The following is an 18289-nucleotide window of genomic DNA, read 5'->3' as shown; positions in this document are numbered from 1 at the left end:
TATCTATTCTTGAATCCCCGTTATTTCTATATCGAAAATGACGTCAGAGTTAGGGGGTATAGGGCCAGCACCTTGTGGTCCCCAAGCCAAATGAGAAGGAATAAATAATCTAACTTTATCGCCCACCTTCATTGTTAGCATACCTTCTTTAAAGCCAGCGATTAAGCCTGAATCAGGGCTGTAATCCATGGGTGCTGGGAAGTATCCTCCTCCCTGAAGTCTTTGTTCATCGAACATATCATATTTTCTAGCTACTTCCTCATAATTACTTTCAAATAAAGTACCATCAGGTAGATATCCCGAATACATAACCAAAACTTTTTGTCCTAATTTTGGTTTTTCTCCCTCCCCGCTTTGTAATGGAAATAATTTAAGCCCTGATGAAAAGGATTTTGCCTCTTCCTTTTGTTTTGATGTTTCGGCTATAAATTCCTCCTTGACTTTTTTTAATTCCTCCAGTTTTTTTTCTTTTTCCTTTTCAATTGCCGCAAGACGTTCTTCTTCACCATCAAAATATTCCGTCATCACCTTAACGGCATCAAATTTCTTAGCTTCCTTACCATTTCTAATGATTTCAATAGTGTTCATGGTAACGGGTTCAACGGGTTTGTTGCTACCCACGGTTACCTTAACATTGGCTATGGAATCCACAACATCCATACCTTCCACAACCTCCCCAAAAACACTATGACGGTTATCCAACCAAGGTGTTGGTGCGTGAGTTATAAAAAACTGACTGCCATTGGTGGCGGGACCCGAATTTGCCATGGAAAGTATACCTTTTTTATCATGAACCAGAGAGTCGTTGAATTCATCCATGAATTTATAGCCTGGATTTCCCGTTCCCATTCCTAAAGGGTCTCCCCCCTGTATCATAAAATCCTTCATGACCCTGTGAAAGGTCAGCCCATCATAATATTTCTTTCCTTTATAGTTCTCACTCACAAAGGGACTGTTACCCTCTGCCAAGGAAACAAAATTGGCAACGGTCACAGGAGTTTTTTCATGTTCCAGTTTTACGATAATATCGCCCTTGGAGGTTTTGATATCAGCAAATAGGCCATCGCCCAGATCTGCTCTTTGACTGGTTTTACAACTTGCCATGATTAGGGCCAGAGCTGCCAATAGATACATTTTATTGATCATAATTTTTATTCTTCTAAGTTATCCTGTTGTTTTTCAATATTTAATATGGTAATTGTCGATTTTAAGGGAACGTTGGTTCCGATCTTATTGTTATCTCCATGATACCCAAAGGCAATGGACGAGGGGAAAAGAAACGTAGCCTTTTCATTTTTCTTTAATAGTTTTATTGCATCCCTTAATCCAAGAAAAAGTTCTTGTTTGTCCACTCTGTAGGATAAGGTCCCAAGTTCAGATTCAGAATATAACGTGTCATTATCCAATGTCAACAAATTATAAGTTAGGGTAACAATATCGTCGGTCTGCGGAGTGTAATCTGTTGAATCGTTCACTCTTAAATAATAGTACCATGAGCCAGAGGCACTGTGGGTGTAATGTTTAAGGGAATCATTTTTAATGATTTGTTGTATCCTTTTTTCTTCGGCTTCCAATAATTTCCTGCTTCTTTCAATGGATTCCTTAAAATAACTACTACTTTTTCTTTGGACCGGTTTTCTGGGTTCCGGGCCATCACAACCAAAAACGGTCAGTAAAACAAGTAGAAATCCAACTATTCTCATTCTGTCAACGCTTTTTTATATTGTGGCAATAGAGATACAAAAAAGTCGATGGTTTCCTGTAATGGTCTTTCGCTTTTACCTCCAGCGGCATTTATGTGTCCCCCACCATCAAAATGATTTCTTGCGAATTCATTCACCGAAAAACTCCCGGCCGATCTGAAAGAAATTTTAAAAATACCTTCTTCCTTGTTTTCGATAAAAATAACGGCAAAACGAATATTATCCAAAGTAAGGCCATAGTTTACGAATCCTTCGGTATCCCCTTTTTCGTAGTTGAAACGGTCCAGTTCTTCTTGGGTCAAAGTAATGTAGGCCGTATTGAACTCCTCAAGGATGACCAAGTTTTTTAGGGCACAACCCAAGAGGTGCAATCTACTTGGTGAATTGGTGTCGTACACCCACTGGTGTATTTCCACATTGTCTGCTCCCTTGTCCATAAGGTCGGCCACAACCCGGTGTGTTTTGCTGGTGGTGGCCTTGAACTTGAACGAGCCTGTATCCGTCATAATGCCGGTATAGATACAATTGGCAATATCCTTATCAATTAAATCATTGTCTCCCAAAGAGTCTATTAAGGTGTATACCATTTCGCAAGTAGAGCTCATGCTAACATCGGAATAGGTTATTAAAGCATAATCCGATGGCTGTTGGTGATGGTCTATCATGATAAAATCTCCCGAAGCATTTTCCAGACATCCCGCCATTTGTCCAACCCTGCCAAAGTCGTTAAAGTCCAGTGTAAAAATCAATTCAGCTTCCGCAATATATTTTTTTGTTTCGGTATTATGCCTTTCAAAATTCAATATTTCATGGGCACCGGGCATCCATTTTAAGAATTTGGGGAAATCATTTGGAGCAAGAACATGTGTTTTATGTCCTTTTTTGGATAAGTAATGGGAAAGTGCCAAGGTGGACCCTATAGCATCCCCATCTGGATTCTTGTGCGGTACTATGGCAATCCTTTTTTGGGAGGAAAGCAATTTATTTAGTGCATTTACTTGCTCAAAATTCATGGGCGCAAAGATACAATTTAATGGGAAAGGGATGAGATTACTTAATTCAATTTCATCCCAATTCACTTTTAGTAACGCTTTATAAAGTTGTTGTTCTTTGGGAAAAGCGTATTTTTGCGCAAAATTCGTAAAAATGACTACAAATAGAACTTTCACAATGATAAAGCCAGACGCTGTTGAAAACGGTCATATTGGGGCAATTTTGGAAAAAATTACTGCAGCCGGTTTTAAGATTGTGGCAATGAAATACACACAATTGAGTGTTAGGGACGCTCAAGAATTTTATGCGATACACAAGGAAAGACCTTTCTTTGGCGAGTTGGTAGAATTTATGACCAGGGGACCCATTGTTTCCGCCATTTTAGAAAAGGAAAATGCCGTGGAGGATTTTAGGGCTCTAATTGGGGCAACAAACCCTGCTGAAGCTGCCGAGGGGACCGTTCGAAAAATGTTCGCCAAGGATATCGCTGAAAATGCCATTCATGGTTCCGACAGTGATGAAAATGCGGCAATTGAAAGTGCATTCCATTTTTCCGGAAGGGAAATTTTTTAAGGTATAGAAAAAGTTAAATCAAATACGAACCGGTCCAATGGGCCGGTTTTTTTTATGACCTACATTAACGGAGCACCAGTTTTTTGATCAGTTCTTTCCCAAGCTCTTCGTTCAGCATACTTATTATCTTGGATTTGCCATGACTTAGTTCTTCCCTGAGAACGGAGGAAGACAATGATACAAATAGGGTGTCCCTTCTTAACTCCACCGCCGTGGTATAGTTTTGAACTCCATTTCCCATAAGATTTTCCCATGCTGTCCTTACGTCCACTTTATCCATTCCTTCCTGTAGATTATTTTTTTTAATGAAGGCGGACAATGCATCCTGTAAGCTTTGATGGTCATTTTCTCTTTTGGACATTACAACGCTATATTTAAGGGTTCAAAACGTTTAAAGTGATAGATGATTCCCTCCGGATTTTTTACGGAGAACTTATCTTTTGATAAAGATAGCAAGGTTTCTTCCCATTCGCTTAACGGATTTTGGTATCTCATATAGAAAACTCCATTTTTCTCTATAATGCTAAAAGGTTCGGCATCATCAGAGGTTTCGAAGGTACCATCGAATCTTGGGACCATTTTTTTCCGAAATCCCTCAAGATTTTCCAGTTTTATATAGTCCACAACCGTATTCACGGGGTAGTCTTTTTTGTTCCCATTGGGGAATTGCACTTCCTCAATTTCCCAATACCCATTTAGGTGATTAAAATCCTCCGAAGAAACACGGCGAGCGCACGAAACTATGGTGAGCAAGACTAAAACCAATATCCTATGCATATTAAAGTTTAAAAATTTTATAGGTCTGATGAATTTTTTTAACTACCTCCTCGGTCCGTTCGGCATGGGTATCGCTAACAAATATCTGACCAAAATTTTCCTTGTTTACCAATGAAATAATATGGGAAACCCTATTTTCATCGAGTTTGTCAAAAATATCGTCTAAGAGTAAAATGGGGTTGGTGCCAGATAGTTTTCTCATAAAATGGAACTGAGCGAACTTCAGGGCGATCAAAAAGGATTTTTGCTGGCCTTGGCTTCCAAATTTCTTTATTGGGAATTCCTTTATGGTGAAGTTCAGGTCGTCTTTATGAATCCCAACACTGGTATATTGCAGGGCCCTATCCTTATCCAGATGATTTTCCAGTAAGGAACCAAGGTCCTCTGAGAGCAATTTACTGTCATACGTAAGATCTACATTCTCGGTATTGTTGGTGATAGCCTCATACTGTTCTTTGAAAATCGGAATAAAATCTTCCAAAAACTTCACCCTTTTTTTGAATATTTCTGTGCCGTAGCTTCGCAACTGGTCATTGTAGACGGATAGCGTGGCCCTGTCAAAGGTGTGATTGGCGGCAAAATACTTTAATAACGCATTTCTTTGGGAAAGTACTTTGTTGTAATTTATTAAATATTGCAGGTAATCCTTGTCCGATTGGGAGATGACACCGTCCATAAATTTTCTGCGTACATCGCTTCCCTCTAGGATAAGGTCCCGGTCCGCCGGAGAGATGATTACCAAAGGTAAAACCCCTATATGATCGGCAAACCTTTCGTAAGGTTTTCCATTTCTCTTGATGACCTTTTTATTGCCCTTTTTTAGACTGCAGACTATTTTCTCTTCTTTTTCATCCTTTTGGAAATGTCCCTCTATAACAAAGAAATCGGCATCATGCTTAATATTTTGGGACGATACTGGGTTAAAATAACTTTTGCCAAAAGATAGATGATAAATTGAATCCAGGATATTGGTCTTTCCCACTCCGTTATCCCCGACAAAACAGTTGATTTTTGAGTCAAAATCTAAACTTTTGGATTCGAAATTTTTGTAATTAAGAAGGGAAAGGGTCTTTAAATACATTAAAAGATTCGATTTTTTGTTGGGCAAAGTGCATCTCCTGCTTGGACTTCCAAAAATAACGAATAAATACACTATTGGATTTCAATAAAAACTTTATTTTTGCGCGACCAATAAAATTAGAGATGGCAACATACAAGAAAAGAGGATTTAAACCCAAAACAAAGGTTGAGGCTCAGGAGATTGAAGAGCAGGAAAGTACAACTGCGGAGGTTTTTAGTTCGTTGGATGAGGGAGCTTCCAGGACCGAGGAATGGGTTTCAAAAAATCAAAACTATATATTAGGTACCATTGGGGTAATCGCGGTGGCCGTATTAGGTTACTTGGCTTACAATCAATTTGTATTGAATCCAAAAGAGGCCAATGCGGCGAATGAAATGTACTATCCACAGCAGTATTTTGATCAAGCATTGAATAGTACCACTGCCAAGGATTCCTTGTTCACCCTTGCTTTGGAAGGTGCAGAGGGTAAATATGGTTTCTTGGACATCATTGAGGAATACAGTGGTACCAAGGCGGCAAATTTGGCCAATTATTCAGCTGGGATGTCCTATTTGAACATGAACAAATACCAAGAAGCGATTGATTACTTGGAGGATTTTAAATCTGATGATGAAATTTTGGGTGCCTTGGCTAAAGGCGGACTAGGGGATGCTTTCATGCAATTGGACCAACCATCGGACGCATTAGGATATTACGAAGCTGCCTTCAAACATAGTACAAACGATTACACAACACCTAAATTCTTGTACAAAGCAGGAGTTACGGCCTTGGAAATGGGCAATAATTCAAAGGCCTTGGAATACTTCCAAAGAATCAAGGACGAGTTTTCAGGTTCTGATGCCGCTAAATCCATAGATGCTTTTATTGGCATTGCGAAAACTGGGGCATAATGGCCACCGAGAATAAAAATTTATCGCACTACGATAAAGAATCGATTCCAAATGCGAGAGAGTTTCGATTTGGGATTGTGGTATCCGAATGGAACGCCAACATTACCGAGGGATTGTATCAAGGAGCAATAGACGCCCTACTGGATTGCGGAGCTCTGGACTCCAATATAATTCGATGGAATGTACCGGGTAGTTTTGAACTTACCTTTGGATGTAAAAAACTGATACGACAAGAAAAATTGGATGCGGTTATTGCCATAGGAAGTGTCATCCAAGGCGAAACCAAGCATTTCGATTTTGTATGCAGTGCCACGGCCCAAGGAATCAAGGACCTAAATGTGCAGCTTGATGTTCCTGTCATTTTCTGTGTACTGACAGACAACACCATGCAACAGGCTGTTGACCGTAGCGGAGGCAAGCATGGAAACAAAGGGGCGGAGGCAGCCATTGCGGCAATTAAGATGGCTACTCTAGGCGCTTAATCTTAACTTTAGAGCGATATTCCTGAAAATTTCTATGCAAGGGATAACTTGTAAATAGGTCACAACGATTACCGGTAATTTTTCTGTTAACAAATTTTGGCTCTCCTTATACGGGCTTTTTTTCTATTTTAAGTAACTTTGAGCCCATGGGAATGCTAAGTAAAATAACGCGTTTACGAAAAAATAGAAGATTCGAGTACAATCCTAGATTCTATGATGATAAGGGGAAGGGAAGTCCTTATAAGATTGAACCTAAATTTGATCAGTTCCGAAGCACCATTAATAACCAAAGGGGTTTAAAAAATAAAATAAGCAATGCCTTGGAGGACACCCGAAGGGAGGGTGATCGGAACGTAAAAATTCGATTTGTAATTATTTTTGCCATTCTCGTATTGATTTTCTTTTATATAATAGATTTCGATCTCTCCATATTTTTTTCCTAATAATGGCAGATATTATTAGACTCTTGCCCGATCACGTTGCCAACCAGATAGCAGCGGGAGAAGTAGTTCAGCGACCCGCCTCTGTGGTTAAGGAGTTGTTGGAAAATGCCATTGATGCCCAATCCACGGATATAAAATTGATCGTTAAGGATGGGGGGAAAACTTTGATTCAGGTTGTTGATAATGGTATTGGTATGAGCGATACGGATGCTCGTTTGAGCTTTGAGCGCCATGCTACCTCAAAAATCCAAAAGGCAGAAGATCTCTTTAATTTACATACCAAAGGTTTTAGGGGGGAGGCGTTGGCATCCATAGCGGCCATTGCCCATGTGGAAATGATGACGCGTACTGAGGATGAGGAAGTGGGTACCCATATAAAAATCGAGGGAAGTAAAATAATAAGTCAGGAAGTTGCAGTGGTTCCCAAAGGAACTTCTATGATGGTAAAGAACCTTTTTTTTAATATTCCGGCCAGAAGAAACTTTTTAAAGTCGGACCAAGTCGAGTTTAGACACATTACCGATGAATTTCACAGGGTTGCTCTGGCACATCCTCAAATTTCATTCAGCTTTTATAACAATGGGAGTGATGTTTTCAACCTTCCCGGTAATGATTTCAAAAAAAGGATAGTTCAAATTTTTGGAAGAAAGACCAACGAAAAGCTGGTACCCATTAACGAGGATACCAATGTGGTCAGGATTTCGGGATACATTCAAAAACCTGAATTCGCTAAAAAGAGTAGGGGTGAGCAATTCTTTTTCGCCAATAATCGATTTATTAAGAGCCCCTATCTGCATCATGCTGTACTGGGCGCGTTCGAAGGATTGATAAAACCCGGTACCCATCCAGGTTATTTTATTTGTTTGGAGGTAGATCCTGCAACTATAGATATTAATATCCATCCAACAAAAACCGAGGTTAAGTTTGATGATGAACATACGCTGTATGCCTATTTAAAGTCGACTATTAAGCATAGCTTAGGGCAGTTCAACGTGGCTCCATCCCTAGATTTCGAAAAAGATCAGAATTTGGAAACGCCATATAATTTTAAGGATAAAGCCGTTTCCATGCCCGGTATTAGCGTTGACGCGGATTTTAACCCATTTCAAAAATCAAGGACTGCAAAAGCGGTGGGATATTCAAAGCAACCTAACGCACAAGGTTGGGAAAATATGTACCAAGGCTTGGAACGGAAAGTGCCTAATAGGGAATCAAGTATTCTGGAAATGGAATCCGAGGGTTTCAATAGCTCCATTTTTGATGGTACTGAAACCCAGGATACGGTGACCACCACGTTTCAATTGCGAAAAAAATATATTGTTTCCACTATAAAATCCGGTATGTTGATCATTAACCAGAGCAGGGCGCACCAACGGGTGCTCTATGAAGGTTTTTTAAAGAATATAACGATAAAGGAAGCTGTGAGCCAACAATTGTTATTTCCGTTGACCTTGAATTTCACACATGGCGAGATTTCTATTTTGCGGGAAATAAAGGAAAGTCTTTGTGCGGTTGGTTTTGTTTTTGGGGATATTACCCATGAAACCGTGGAGATTAAAGGTGTACCTGTTGTAGTAACCGAAAGCGAGGTGCAAATGGTGATGGAACAATTAATATCGGACTTTCAGATGGAAGCTTTGGAGGACAGTTTTTCCCAAGTAGATATGTTGGCCAAAACGCTGTCCAAAACTTTGTCGGTTAAAACCGGGGAGATATTGGACGAACGTTCCCAATTGGGATTGGTCAATGACCTCTTCGCCTGCAAGGAAAGTGCACTGAGCCCTTTTAACAAACGTACCTACATCACGCTAACAGAAAATGATATTGATAGAAAATTTATATAAATGAGCAGAATAACAGAGGCAATAAAACACTTATTGATTATCAATATTTTATTTTTTGTGGCCACACAGATTTATGGGGATCAAATGTACCAATGGTTCTCCCTATGGTTTCCAAAAAATGAAAACTTCCATATTTGGCAGATCGTGACCCATATGTTCATGCATGGAGGTTTTATGCATATCGCTTTTAACATGTATGCTTTGTATGCCTTTGGAACACCACTAGAACGAATGTGGGGACGAAATAAATTCCTGTTTTTTTACTTTTCTGCGGGGCTCGGTGCTGCACTCTTGCATACCGGTGTCAATTACTTTTATTTTCAAGAAGGAATGAATGCCCTTGTAAATTCTGGTATTTCGGAGAGTACCGTGATGGATATTGTTTCTAAAGGGCAGTATAACACAGAGTGGTATAATATTGCTGGTAAATCGACTATTGATAATTTCCTAAGCGCTTATCATACACCCGCTGTAGGGGCATCCGGGGCTATATATGGAGTACTTGTAGCGTTTGGAATGTCATACCCCAATAGCGAGCTGTTCCTTATATTTTTGCCCGTCCCGATAAAGGCAAAATATTTTATTCCGGTATTGATTGCTCTAGATTTGTTTTCGGGTATAACCGGGTACGGTATTTTTGGACAAGGGATTGCACATTTCGCCCACGTAGGTGGTGCTTTGGTTGGATTTTTAATGATGTGGTATTGGAAGAAAAATCAGTTTAACAATAATCGCTGGGATAGATAATGGCAGGAATCAATTTAAAATACCAGTATGCAAGACTGAACGTAGCGGAGAAATTGATTGCCATCAATGTTGCTGTATACATCCTAAACGCACTTATTCCCTTTCTCTTAGGCATTTCAAAAAATAGTATCGTACAATGGTTTGAACTGCCCAATGATTTTTTTGGTTTTTTGGTTCAACCTTGGTCCATTATTACCTACTCTTTTTTTCATGGAGGGTTGGGGCATGTGTTCTGGAATATGCTCCTTATCTTTTTTGTGGGCAGGATATTTTTAAATCTTTTTGATGGCAGACGTTTTTTAAACGTTTACTTTTTGGGTGTCATCCTAGGAGGCCTATTTTTTATGCTGGGATATAATATTTTCCCGGCATTTTTTAATGTAAATGCGGCCTTGATAGGAGCTTCTGCAGGGGCTAGTGCCATCCTTATCTTTATTTGTACCTATATACCCAATCAAGAGGTTAGGGTTATTTTTTTCAATATAAAGCTATGGTATATAGGGGTATTTGTGGTGTTGATGGATTTGGTTCAACTGCCTACCAGTGGAAATGCTGGAGGGCATTTGGCTCATTTGGGCGGAGCATTGTTAGGCTATCTTTATGCGAGCCAATTGTTCAAAGGAAATGATATAGGATCCGGGTTTTCCAATTTTTTTGATAGTATAGTCAATTTGTTCAAACGCAAGGAAAAAAAGGCGCCTCTTAAAACCGTATACAAGAACAAAAGCCAAAATACCTCTAAAAACACCGTGAACTACGATGCGCAAAGCAAACAAAAAAAAATAGATGCGATACTCGACAAAATAAGCAAATCTGGATATGAGAGTTTGTCCAAAGCAGAAAAGGACTTTTTGTTTAAGGCTGGTAAGGAATAAACACAATATCTGGGATGTCGTTTTGGGGTAAAACCGTGTATGGGTTAAATATTGTTTTTTCGGCCTTATTGTTATTGGCTTGTATAGTTCCGTATACGAAGTCGGCCAGCTTTGCCTTCTTAAGCCTAACCGTGCCCCTTTTGGTATTTCTGAATATATTCTTTGTACTATACTGGTCAATAGTGTCCAAGAAAAAAGTTTGGCTTTCCTTTTCAGTATTGGTAATAGGTTATTTTAGTTTGGGTTCCTTCTTATTCTTTAATGAGTCTGAAGCTACTAAATCTAAAGACGATTTGAAAATTATGTCATTTAATGTTCAAGGTTTTAATGAATTAAACTCTATAAATGAGCCAAACTTAGGTGAAGAAATTGTGGATTTTATTAAGCGAGAGAATCCTGATATTATCTGTATTCAAGAGTTTAGTAGAGTTTGGTATAAAAAGTTAAGACAATACCCATATTTCAGTCAAACCCCATATACAACGCGAAGGTCGATACAAGGAATTTTCTCTAAATATCCTATTATTGGTGAAGGCTCATTGGATTTTCCAGATACTTGGAATAATGCCATTTATGTTGACATCAAATATAAGGAGGATACCTTAAGAGTATACAATCTCCACCTAGAATCCCTAAAAGTTCGTCCAGGAAGCTTAAAGCGGGAAAGATCCGATCGTTTATTGGGGCGTTTGCGGAATTCCTTTGCCAAGCAACAAGAACAGGCAGATTTGATCAGGAAGCACATGAAAAAGGTGGATTATAAAAAAATTGTTTGTGCCGATATGAACACAACCCAATATTCCTATGCATATCACGAGGTGAAACAGGATATGGAGGATACCTTTGAGAAGAAAGGCAGTGGCTATGGCAGAACCATTAATTTTTGGAAATTCCCCCTTCGCATAGATTTTATCCTAACCGACCCCGGGATTCATATTTTAAGCCACAAAAATTACGACGTACATCTTTCCGATCACGAGCCTATCATGGCCGCGTTAAAAATTGAATCGGATAAATAAACAGTCCGTCAGATCGGCAATCATGTGAATTAAAAAGGCGATTCCCCAGATTCGTGTGGTTTTCCAAAAAAGCATTAAAAAGTAAACAGCGATTGCCCAATACGTATGTAAAGGATGAAAACCGATACTGCATCGGTCTGCATCAAAAATAGGATCGGCCAACAGATGATCTACGTCCAAGAGTATTCCCGCCAATAGTATTAAACTTACTTTAAGCCGGTGTTCCTTAAAAAAAAAGAAGGCGATTAGAATCGGAACAACAAAATGAATCCCATAATGTAGAATAAACCTAAGCATGCTTGCCCAAGATATCAATATCCTTGAGATACCCTAAGGTATTAGGCCCTAGGTTAAAAAGTGCATCCAAAATGCTCAGGTTGGGGACAAATCCATGTCGGTCTCCAAAAACCTGGACATATTCGGGAAACTTAACTGGCAGCTCCGTTTTTGCATTGACCAAAAAACGATAGTCGTTTGTATAGTCAAATTGATACACTTCAGTGAATTTTTTTACCATATCCAATTGGAGACAATCGCAAATAACCTCAATGGTTGCCAAGTTGAATTCTATTATATAATCGAATTGCGTTTCATAAAGGGGCTTGATTTCATCCTCATAAAATTCAAAGAAAGGGGAGGTCCTATACGCCGTTTCCAAGGTTCTCCAATGTTGTCGTTGCCAAGGACAGGAGTTGTCTATTTTAACCTTTTTGTAACTCTGTCTACCATTTTCACCTTTTGTATGGATTATGGGTATACTAAGTATATGTTTACCTCTATCCGTGCAGATATGGGACCTGTTCCTGTAAGTTTGTTTTTGATAATTGTCCTGCAGTTCAAAAAAGACATCCTTAGCTTTTGTAAAAACACGGAAAAAAGCAATGTTTGGAAAATAAGCAGGATGAAGTATGGTCATTTTCACTTAGGAATTTTTGGCCTTTTTTCGTTTCCAAAACCAGTTACCTACAAAATAGGCCATCAACAGGATAAGAAAATATTTAAAGTAGGATTGTGGTTCCCCATCACCGTTGACGGTAGTGAAAATTCTATCCCATCTTGGACGCCAATTGGAGATGGGTTCCGTAAAATTATCAAAACTCATCCAAATGAAAATTGGAGTTCCTACAATATGGTTTTCGGGTACATATCCCCAAGCCCTGCTATCTTCGGAGTGGTCCCTGTTATCACCCATCATCCAATAATAGTCTTGCTGAAATGTATAGGAATCCGCTACCTCGCCATTGATTAAAATTTGATTGCCCGAAACTTCAATTGTATTGCCTTCATACTCCCTGATAATTTTCTTGTACAATGGCAATGTTTTAAGGTTTAAAGAAACCGTGGTGCCTTCCTTCGGTATATAAATAGGTCCCATTTGGCTATAGTTCCAAGGATAATCTGGACTTTGGGGGAAAAGGTTGATACCTCTTTTCCCTTTGGGTATAACTTGGCGCACGACCGAATCAATTCCGGCGTCCTTTCGTAAGGTCTCTACCATTTGATCCGTTAATGGAACCAATCGTTCCCGATCGGTAACCTCCTTAAGGGAGAGTCTGTACTTTTTTATTACATCGGCAGGAATTCCTAAACTACCCGTATAGAGCTCCAATTGTCCGTCTCCAAGTTGATTGAATCCTTTTAAATATGGGTTTATGCCTTGACCTTGTTGTTGGTTCACCGGACCGGAAATGTATTTTCTGGTAAAATCCGTGATTCCCAATTGATCTAGCAATCTGGAGGAAACACCTTTTTGTGAATAAATGATGTAATCATATTGTGGTTTGGCACTACCCGGTAATTCCAGTTGTTTGCCGTTAATAAATACATATCCGTCTATTACTTCCAAGGAATCCCCCGGAATTCCAACACAACGCTTCACATAATTGGATTTCTTGTCTATGGGTTTTTTCACCCCTGCTTCTGCCCTGAAGAACCTTCTAACGGTATCTGCGGGCCAACTGAAAACTACAATATCGTTCCGTTTTACTTTTGTGAATCCTGGGAGTCGAAAATAAGGTAGTTGTGGTTTGTTCAAATAAGACTTTGTTCCAACGATGGGCAACGTATCATGTACCATGGGAGCCGCTACCGTGGTCATAGGGGTCCTAGCCCCATAATGGAACTTGCTCACGAATAAAAAGTCGCCCACCCTAAGAGTTCTTTCCAAAGAGCCCGTAGGAATAACATAGGGTTGTATAAAGTAGGTGTGTACCAAGGTAGCTGCCACTATGGCAAATACAATGGAGCTTACCCATTCTCCCAAGGCCGTTCCTGGATGGAGGCTTCTGTTCTCTATATACTTTACATCTAAAGCATAGTTTACGTAGAAAATATAAAAACCTAGCGTTAAAACGACCAACCATGATTCCAATAGACTATTTCTTCCAAAACTCCTTATGGTTTCTACCCATATGACGGGAAACATCAATAGGTTAATAATAGGGATAAACAATAAAATGACCCACCATTTGGGCCTATTGATTATCTTCATTAAGACAACGGCATTATAAATGGGAACTATGGCCTCCCATGCTTTATGACCGGCCTTTACATACAATTTCCAAGTTCCAAGAAAATGAATTACCTGAATTGCTAATATGAAAATAATCCACTGCGTACCATTCATGATTTTATGTTTTTACATTACATGATGCTCCTTTTAGGAACGAAATTTTGATAGTATCTGTCTGTTGAATATAATATTGTTACGTATTTTAACCCAGGTTTAACACATCTTTCATGGTGAAAATACCTGTTTTATCAAGAATCCATTCTGCAGCAATGACCGCTCCCAAGGCAAAACCTTCTCGGTTATGGGCAGTATGTTTGATTTCTATACTATCCACTTGACTATTGTAATTAATTGTATGAGTGCCCGGTGTATCCCCAATTCTTTTAGAGAAAATAGGTATCTCTTCGTCTACACGTTCGTTTAATTTCCATTTTTGATAATGCGTATTTGCTATGATTCCCTCTGCTAAGGTGATAGCCGTACCACTAGGGGCGTCCAACTTTTGGGTATGATGGATTTCCTCCATGGATACCTTGTACTGCGAAAGGTTATTCATCATTTTGGCCAAATAGGCATTCAGTTCAAAAAAGACGTTTACCCCTAAACTGAAATTCGATGCGTATATAAAAGCGCCTTTCGTTTCTTTACATAGCTTTAGGGCGTCGTCCATTTTCTGAAGCCATCCTGTAGTTCCAGAAATTACGGGTGTATTGTTCTCCAAGCATATTGATATGTTGGCGAACGCTGCATCGGGTGTGCTAAAATCAATGGCCACATCTATATTGGAAAAGTCGATTTTATCACTTCCCAAATCAATTTTTGCGGTAATTTCATGTCCTCTTTCAACGGCTAGCCGTTCAATCATTTTTCCCATTTTTCCGTAGCCGAAAAGTGCTATTCGCATAATTAAAACTTTATGGTTAATGCCATTCCGTAAGTAGGGTCATTTGTAACGGAATTCAGGTCAAGATAAGGTTCAAAATCCAATGAAAGGTTGTTATCTATATTAAATTGCTTCAAATGGGCATCTACATTGGCGTCGATAATGTTCAAGGTGTAAGCGACAATAGTAACCACCAACCATAAATCGCGATCCCTTTGAAATCGTTCCTGTTGGTTTTCCAGTGTGGCCAATTCAAAAAATGGAAATTCCCCTTCACCATTAAATTCATCGTCGCTAAAACCTGCCTGCCTTCTTTTAAAAGCTGTCCTGAACCTTTGATAATTGTCATTGTTCAAGGAATACATGTAGACACTACCCCCAATCGCTCCGTAGACCAAAGGTACTTTCCAATATCGCTTGTTGTAGATTTGTCCCAGACCGGGAAGCACGGCAGAGTAGAAAGCAGCCTTACTTGGAGCCAACGGATTAATATTCCTTTTCTTTTTAAAGGAGGTGGAATCCTCTATGACCAATACAGCGGTACTTAGGGTGTTGGTAATACTATCCGTCTCTTTTTCTTCCGGAAGCTCTTCCTCTTGGGAATAAGACGCAACGGCCAAAAAAAATAAAAGGGAGAGTATTGAGAAGTGTTTATGCACCCGTAATCAACTTTTTTATACGCTCGAATTCTTCCTTGGAATGAAAGGGAATGGTAATACTCCCTTTGGATTTTCCTGAAGTTTTCACTTTAATGCCTGCGGAAAGATGTTTGGAAATTTCATCTATACCCGATTTAACATAGGTTGGGGTCTCCACCTTTGACTTGCTAGGTTTGGGAGAGTCATTATTATGATAATTCTTGACGGCGTTTTCCGTATCCCTAACGGATAAATTTTGCCCAACAATTTTTTCATACAAGGCTATTTGGTCTTGCCTGTTTTCGATATTGACCAAGGCCCTTCCATGGCCCATGCTCAAAAAACCATCGCGCATCCCGGTTTGAATTATTGGGTCAAGCTTTAACAGTCTTAGATAATTGGCTATTGTAGACCGTTTCTTTCCAACCCTGTCACTTAATTTTTCCTGGGTAAGGTTTATTTCATCTATTAGTCTTTGGTAAGAGAGTGCAATTTCGATAGGATCAAGGTCCTGTCGCTGTATATTCTCTACCAAAGCCATTTCCAAGGATTCCTGGTCGTTGGCAATTCTTATGTAGGCAGGGATAGTCTCGAGCCCTACCAATTTGGAGGCCCTAAACCGCCTTTCCCCGGATACTAGTTGATATTTATTAAACCCAAGTTTTCTAACTGTAATGGGCTGAATAACGCCCAATTCCCTGATCGAGGTGGCCAATTCCTGAAGTGTTTCATCATTGAAATTTGACCTGGGCTGAAAAGGATTGACATCGATGTCCTCTAAATCCAGTTCTATAATGTTGCCCACCACCTTGTCGGCGTTCTTATCCGTTGCAGATTGTATATCATTATCAGGGTCTTTCAACAATGCCGAAAGACCTCTCCCCAAAGCTTGTTTTTTTACTGCTTTTGCCATATTATGCTGTCTGCTTATTTTTCTGCACTACCTCATTGGCCAAATTTAGGTAGTTTGCTGCGCCCTTACTTGAGGCATCATATTTAATGATACTTTCTCCGTAACTGGGTGCTTCACTAAGTCTAACATTCCGTTGTATTATCGTATCGAAAACCATATCACCAAAATGCTTCTTGACCTCTTCTACCACCTGGTTGGATAAGCGTAATCTAGAATCGAACATTGTCAATAACATACCTTCAATATCCAATTGCGGATTATGTATTCTTTGTACACTCTTAATGGTGTTTAAGAGTTTTCCCAAGCCTTCCAAGGCAAAGTATTCACATTGAATGGGAATGATTACGGAATCTGCTGCGGTCAAGGCATTAAGTGTTAAAAGCCCTAAGGATGGCGCACAATCTATGAGAATGTAGTCATAATCTTCCTTAAGCTCCAATACAGCCTTTTTCATCATGTATTCCCGTTTCTCCTTATCTACCAATTCAATTTCTATGGCCACCAAATCTATATGGGCGGGAATCAAATCAACATTGGGGGAGGAAGTAGGTATGATGGCTTCCTTGGCCGTTTTCGTATGTTCTAAAAGTTGGTAGGTTCCCAATTCTATACTATCCACATCTATACCCAATCCTGAGGTAGCATTGGCTTGTGGATCCGCATCGATCAATAACACTTTCTTTTCAAGAACGCCAAGCGAGGCAGCTAGATTAACAGTGGTAGTTGTTTTACCAACACCACCTTTTTGATTTGCAATAGCAATAATCTTGCCCATATTCAAAGTAAGTTAGAGTGTAAAAATACGATTATTTGTGGGGCTGATAAAAGGATTTTGTTAACACTAGGTGAATAACCAAAACCTTTTCATTAAAATAGCGTTAAAGTTTTATTTATCAAAACTTTAGAGATAAAAGATGTGCGTGTTTCAAAGGTCAAATAATTTAGACTATTTGTTTTTCTCCTTTAATTTGAGGCTGTCCTCATATTCTATCAAATAAATTTCCTCATTTTTCTTCTTGAGGTAATACTCTTCCCGGGCGAATTTTTCCAGTTCATCCTCGTTGGACAGTTTTTCGATGACTTTTTTGTCCTTTGCGATTTCTTTTTTTAGAAATTCCTGGGTTTTTTCCAGTTTGTTTATTTCGCGCTTGAGCTCTAAGTGTATCAATAGGGAATTGGTATCAAAAAATACCATCCAAATTACGAAAACGGTCAGGACCAGGACATAGATGTTGGTCATGATCTTAAACCATTTTTTCTTTCTTAATTCCTGTAGTCCCATTAGGCCTCAGCTAATTTTTCGTTAATGATGCTCCTTACAATTTCAACGGCGACCGTATTGTATTTGTTATTTGGTATGATGATATCCGCATATTCCTTGGTAGGCTCGATAAATTGGTCGTGCATGGGTTTTATCACGTTTTGATAATTCTCCAAGGTCTCGTTCAAATTCCAGCCACGTTCATTAACATCCCGCTTTAACCTCCGGATTAAACGCTCGTCCGTATCGGCATGAACAAAAATTTTAATGTCGCACATGTTTCTTATTTCGGAATTCGTCAAAATTAAGATTCCTTCAACAATCATCACTTTTCTAGGGTGGGTGGGTATCGTTTTTTGAATTCTGTTGCATTCCAAAAAGGAATATACGGGTTGCTCAACGGATTCACCCGCCTTAAGGGCCTTTAAATGCTTTTCCAAAAGATTGAAATCTATGGAGTTGGGGTGATCAAAATTCGTCTTCCGCCTCTCTTCCAAAGTAAGATGCGAAAGATCGTTATAATAGGCGTCTTGGGAAATTACCCCTACCTCGTTCTTAGGTAATTCATTGATGATTTGATTGACTACGGTTGTTTTTCCGCAACCTGTTCCTCCCGCAATTCCAATAATTAGCATGCAATGATTTATTTAGGCCA

The 18289-nt window shown here is 39.3% G+C and carries 23 protein-coding genes; 8 read left to right on the top strand and 15 right to left on the bottom strand.

Annotation, left to right across the window (positions count from 1 at the left end; translation table 11 throughout):
- Positions 1-3: 3 nt before the first annotated feature.
- Genes CJ263_RS00930 through CJ263_RS00920 form a run of 3 tightly spaced genes read right to left on the bottom strand, consistent with a single transcriptional unit; the run spans position 4 to position 2716 of the window.
- Positions 4-1146 (bottom strand): peptidylprolyl isomerase, encoded by a 1143-nt coding sequence (locus CJ263_RS00930; RefSeq protein ID WP_094995546.1) that lies wholly within the window; start codon positions 1144-1146, stop codon positions 4-6.
- Between the two features lie 5 nt (positions 1147-1151).
- Positions 1152-1703, bottom strand: coding sequence for a gliding motility-associated peptidyl-prolyl isomerase GldI (gene gldI / locus CJ263_RS00925; protein ID WP_094995545.1), 552 nt, complete (start codon positions 1701-1703; stop codon positions 1152-1154).
- A complete protein-coding gene (locus tag CJ263_RS00920) occupies positions 1700-2716 on the bottom strand; it encodes a DHH family phosphoesterase (RefSeq protein ID WP_094995544.1) in 1017 nt (338 codons plus the stop codon). The genes gldI and CJ263_RS00920 overlap by 4 nt, the downstream gene beginning before the upstream one ends.
- Before the next feature lie 133 nt (positions 2717-2849).
- Here CJ263_RS00920 and CJ263_RS00915 point away from each other — a divergent pair, with 133 nt between their 5' ends.
- On the top strand, positions 2850-3269 hold the full coding sequence (locus CJ263_RS00915) for a nucleoside-diphosphate kinase (RefSeq protein ID WP_094995543.1): 420 nt from the start codon (positions 2850-2852) through the stop codon (positions 3267-3269).
- 64 nt (positions 3270-3333) lie between these two features.
- On the opposite strand, the gene CJ263_RS00910 is transcribed toward CJ263_RS00915, so the two are convergent.
- From CJ263_RS00910 to recF, 3 genes are read right to left on the bottom strand one after another with little or no spacing between them, the layout of a single operon-like run.
- Positions 3334-3630, bottom strand: coding sequence for a DUF721 domain-containing protein (locus CJ263_RS00910; protein ID WP_094995542.1), 297 nt, complete (start codon positions 3628-3630; stop codon positions 3334-3336).
- Positions 3630-4046, bottom strand: a complete 417-nt coding sequence (locus CJ263_RS00905; RefSeq protein ID WP_094995541.1) for a hypothetical protein — start codon at positions 4044-4046, stop codon at positions 3630-3632. Before CJ263_RS00905 ends, CJ263_RS00910 begins: the two co-directional genes overlap by 1 nt.
- Before the next feature lies 1 nt (position 4047).
- Entirely contained in the window at positions 4048-5127 is a 1080-nt protein-coding gene (gene recF / locus CJ263_RS00900; RefSeq protein ID WP_094995540.1) for a DNA replication/repair protein RecF, read from the bottom strand.
- Between the two features lie 122 nt (positions 5128-5249).
- Here recF and CJ263_RS00895 point away from each other — a divergent pair, with 122 nt between their 5' ends.
- From CJ263_RS00895 to CJ263_RS00865, 7 genes are all read left to right on the top strand, one after another.
- Positions 5250-6017 carry a tetratricopeptide repeat protein gene (locus CJ263_RS00895; protein ID WP_094995539.1) on the top strand — a complete coding sequence of 256 codons (768 nt, stop codon included), beginning with the start codon at positions 5250-5252 and terminating at the stop codon, positions 6015-6017.
- Positions 6017-6499: a 6,7-dimethyl-8-ribityllumazine synthase gene (ribH, locus tag CJ263_RS00890; protein ID WP_094995538.1), complete on the top strand. Its 483-nt coding sequence runs from the start codon at positions 6017-6019 to the stop codon at positions 6497-6499. Before CJ263_RS00895 ends, ribH begins: the two co-directional genes overlap by 1 nt.
- 152 nt (positions 6500-6651) lie before the next feature.
- The gene (locus tag CJ263_RS00885) at positions 6652-6942 is read left to right on the top strand and encodes a riboflavin synthase subunit beta (protein ID WP_308423216.1); all 291 of its coding nucleotides are present in this window, start codon (positions 6652-6654) and stop codon (positions 6940-6942) included.
- Positions 6943-6944: 2 nt separating this feature from the next.
- Entirely contained in the window at positions 6945-8786 is a 1842-nt protein-coding gene (gene mutL / locus CJ263_RS00880) for a DNA mismatch repair endonuclease MutL (RefSeq protein WP_094995536.1), read from the top strand.
- Entirely contained in the window at positions 8787-9533 is a 747-nt protein-coding gene (locus CJ263_RS00875) for a rhomboid family intramembrane serine protease (protein ID WP_094995535.1), read from the top strand.
- The gene (locus CJ263_RS00870; RefSeq protein WP_094995534.1) at positions 9533-10408 is read left to right on the top strand and encodes a rhomboid family intramembrane serine protease; all 876 of its coding nucleotides are present in this window, start codon (positions 9533-9535) and stop codon (positions 10406-10408) included. The genes CJ263_RS00875 and CJ263_RS00870 overlap by 1 nt, the downstream gene beginning before the upstream one ends.
- 182 nt (positions 10409-10590) lie before the next feature.
- On the top strand, positions 10591-11427 hold the full coding sequence (locus CJ263_RS00865) for an endonuclease/exonuclease/phosphatase family protein (protein WP_158657045.1): 837 nt from the start codon (positions 10591-10593) through the stop codon (positions 11425-11427).
- Here CJ263_RS00865 and CJ263_RS00860 read toward each other — a convergent pair.
- From CJ263_RS00860 to udk, 9 genes are all read right to left on the bottom strand, one after another.
- Positions 11404-11724: a DUF6122 family protein gene (locus CJ263_RS00860; RefSeq protein WP_094995532.1), complete on the bottom strand. Its 321-nt coding sequence runs from the start codon at positions 11722-11724 to the stop codon at positions 11404-11406. The genes CJ263_RS00865 and CJ263_RS00860 overlap by 24 nt on opposite strands.
- Positions 11717-12343 carry a WbqC family protein gene (locus CJ263_RS00855; RefSeq protein WP_094995531.1) on the bottom strand — a complete coding sequence of 209 codons (627 nt, stop codon included), beginning with the start codon at positions 12341-12343 and terminating at the stop codon, positions 11717-11719. Before CJ263_RS00855 ends, CJ263_RS00860 begins: the two co-directional genes overlap by 8 nt.
- A 6-nt stretch (positions 12344-12349) precedes the next feature.
- Positions 12350-14053, bottom strand: a complete 1704-nt coding sequence (gene lepB / locus CJ263_RS00850; RefSeq protein WP_094995530.1) for a signal peptidase I — start codon at positions 14051-14053, stop codon at positions 12350-12352.
- Positions 14054-14141: 88 nt separating this feature from the next.
- Positions 14142-14843, bottom strand: coding sequence for a 4-hydroxy-tetrahydrodipicolinate reductase (gene dapB / locus CJ263_RS00845; protein WP_094995529.1), 702 nt, complete (start codon positions 14841-14843; stop codon positions 14142-14144).
- A 2-nt stretch (positions 14844-14845) separates the two neighbouring features.
- Entirely contained in the window at positions 14846-15481 is a 636-nt protein-coding gene (locus CJ263_RS00840; RefSeq protein ID WP_229702362.1) for a DUF5683 domain-containing protein, read from the bottom strand.
- Complete coding sequence (locus CJ263_RS00835; RefSeq protein WP_094995528.1) at positions 15474-16373, bottom strand: ParB/RepB/Spo0J family partition protein; 900 nt, start codon at positions 16371-16373, stop codon at positions 15474-15476. Before CJ263_RS00835 ends, CJ263_RS00840 begins: the two co-directional genes overlap by 8 nt.
- A 1-nt stretch (position 16374) precedes the next feature.
- Positions 16375-17148 carry a ParA family protein gene (locus CJ263_RS00830; RefSeq protein ID WP_094995527.1) on the bottom strand — a complete coding sequence of 258 codons (774 nt, stop codon included), beginning with the start codon at positions 17146-17148 and terminating at the stop codon, positions 16375-16377.
- A 171-nt stretch (positions 17149-17319) separates the two neighbouring features.
- Positions 17320-17655: an FtsB family cell division protein gene (locus CJ263_RS00825; RefSeq protein WP_094995526.1), complete on the bottom strand. Its 336-nt coding sequence runs from the start codon at positions 17653-17655 to the stop codon at positions 17320-17322.
- Complete coding sequence (gene udk / locus CJ263_RS00820; protein ID WP_094995525.1) at positions 17655-18269, bottom strand: uridine kinase; 615 nt, start codon at positions 18267-18269, stop codon at positions 17655-17657. The genes CJ263_RS00825 and udk overlap by 1 nt, the downstream gene beginning before the upstream one ends.
- Positions 18270-18289: the final 20 nt, after the last annotated feature.

Origin of the sequence: Maribacter cobaltidurans, assembly GCF_002269385.1 — a bacterium.
Classification (GTDB): Bacteria; Bacteroidota; Bacteroidia; order Flavobacteriales; family Flavobacteriaceae; genus Maribacter; species Maribacter cobaltidurans.
The sequence above is the reverse complement of the archived record's forward strand: the minus strand, read 5'-3'. Positions and strand labels throughout refer to the sequence as shown.